The following is a 2,337-nucleotide window of genomic DNA, read 5'->3' on the forward strand; positions in this document are numbered from 1 at the left end:
TTAGGATGAATTCGTTCTGCACTTTCTGGATCAATGGTTCGCAATTTATCCATCACATGTTCTATTCCTTTTTCAACGACTTCTTTTTCAAGCTGCTCGCGGTAAGCTGGGTCGGACTGCGCTTCTGAAAAGTGATAATCATGGATGACAGACTGAATATATAAGCCCGTTCCCCCAACGATTATTGGCAATTTCCCTCTACTGTGTATGTCCGCAATGACTTGATTCGCTCTTTCCTGGAATTCTGCTGCGCTAAATGGTTCATTTGGTTCTTTAATATCAATTAAATGGTGAGGGATTCCCAGCATTTCGTTCGTTGAGATCTTCGCCGTACCAATATCCATTCCTTTATAGACTTGCATAGAATCTCCACTGATAATCTCACCATTGTAGAGTTGTGCTAAATCAATGCTAAGTTTCGTTTTCCCAACAGCTGTCGGACCAATAATAACAAGTAATTTCTCTTTCTTTTGTGTCAACATTCTTCACTGCCTTTGTTTTTCAGAAACAGCCATACTGGTTTAATGGGAACAAACATCTAAACAGTATAGCTGTTTTCTTCCTATTTTATACTACTAATTTCATTAATCTTCCCAGACACTATCCATTAAATTTTTCATTTCTTTTTTTCGTTTCGCGGTTTCATCTGAATCACGTTCCCAAGTTCCATTCTTTAGAATGACAACATCGCTGACCCTTACACTTTCTGCAATCAGATTTCGCTTAACATCTCTTGTTTTGCCATCCACTTCAATGACGGCATACTCTCCTTCAAAACGGTCAACAATGCCTTTCATATCAACACTTCCTTATTTAGGGGTAAACGCTGTACTTGCTTTAGCTGTTTGACCATTTGCCGTAACGGTAATGTCTCCTTTAACTGTATATCCAGCAGCAGCTCTACCAATACGGAATGGAATGGACGCTATGCCATTCGTATCCGTCACACCTTCGTAGGTAGTAATCGTAGATTTAAAAGCAAGATTTAAGGTAACATTCGCATTGGATACTGGTTTACCATTTACATCACTAACCTTAACTGTCACCGTGACGTTTTCATTCTGATTCGGTGATGCATTATCAATACTTGCCGTCGCTTTGATTGTTCCTGTTTTTGATATTGAAGCCTCTGGTTTTTTTTCAGCAGGAGCTGGGCTCGGTTCGGGACTAGGAGCTGGAGTCGGTTTTGGAGGCGGCACAGGTGTTGTCTTGGCCGTATCCTTCTTTTCATTTCCAACATATGTCCACGGATTTTTATCTACACTAATCGTCTTTCCATTAGTAGTGAAGACGATTGTCCCATCTGTATCATTACGATAAATTTTTGCTCCAGCATTTGTTACTCTGCTCAATACGCCAGCCGTTGGATGACCATAACTATTTTTTCCTACTTGAATGACTGCATATTCAGGCTGTACAGCCTGTAAAAAGGCAGGGCTGGTGGAATAATCACTGCCGTGGTGACCGACAAGCAGGACAGTAGATTTTATTTTTGATCCAGATTGGATGAGATCCGCTTCAGTGTCAACACCAGCATCTCCCGTCAATAAAAAGGAATGATCTCCATATTCTAGTCTGATTATCGCACTCATTTCATTATTATCAGGGTCAGAGGCTGCTATGGGTCCGATCATTTTCGTTGAAAGCGCACTGTCTAGGTCCAAATCAATCCCCGCTTTAGCAGTGGTAACTTTTAACCCCTTATTTTGGACTGCTCGGAGAACAGATTCAAAGGTTTGCGTATCTTTTTGAACCTTAGGCATATAAATTTTCCCAATATCAAATGCATCGATCACAGCGTCAATCCCGCCTATGTGATCGGCATCAGGATGAGTACCTACCAAAATATCAACCTTTTTCACACCTAGCTTATTCAAATAGCTGACCATTCTTTCTTCATCATCATTATTTCCACCATCAATGACCATTACCTTGCCGGCAGGTGTTAAGATTATCTGGGCAGCACCTTGTCCGACATCAACAAAATGAACTTCGAGTTTAGCTAATTCATCTGTTTCAGTTCCAACTTCTTCTTTGTCTAATACCTTTTCTACCTGTTCTTCTAGCTTAGGAGCCTCAGTCTGTTCTTTAACTATCTCCTTTTCGCTTTGTGCTTTTTCCTGCTTCACATCAGGGGAGGTAGTCGTCGTCTCACTTGGCAGCATAGCCCCACCGACCATAAACAGTACAAGTGATAACAGTAAGAAAAGGAGACTTGCTTTTCTAGTCTTTAATTTCAATAATTTAACATTTCCTTTAATAATTCCTAATAAACCTAAAAAGAACCCGATTAAAGCGGCGAGCACTAAGATGGTTGCGATTCCAGTCATGTTGTGA

3 protein-coding genes are annotated in these 2,337 nt (G+C 40.6%); all 3 read right to left on the reverse strand.

What is annotated here, in order from left to right; genetic code table 11:
• A partial coding sequence (gene miaA / locus AC52RT_RS06040; RefSeq protein ID WP_495539909.1) for a tRNA (adenosine(37)-N6)-dimethylallyltransferase MiaA occupies positions 1-482 on the reverse strand: 482 nt, incomplete at its 3' end.
• Positions 483-584: 102 nt separating this feature from the next.
• The gene (locus AC52RT_RS06045; protein WP_495539910.1) at positions 585-797 is read right to left on the reverse strand and encodes a DUF3006 domain-containing protein; all 213 of its coding nucleotides are present in this window, start codon (positions 795-797) and stop codon (positions 585-587) included.
• A gap of 12 nt (positions 798-809) precedes the next feature.
• Positions 810-2,337: MBL fold metallo-hydrolase (locus tag AC52RT_RS06050; protein WP_495539911.1), on the reverse strand; the 1,528-nt coding region annotated here is incomplete at its 5' end.

This window comes from Peribacillus sp., from assembly GCF_059453735.1.

Excerpts from the sequence above, each read along its gene's own strand:
- AC52RT_RS06045 (WP_495539910.1), bottom strand. The coding sequence starts at position 797 with ATGAAAGGCATTGTTGACCGTTTTGAAGGAGAGTATGCCGTCATTGAA.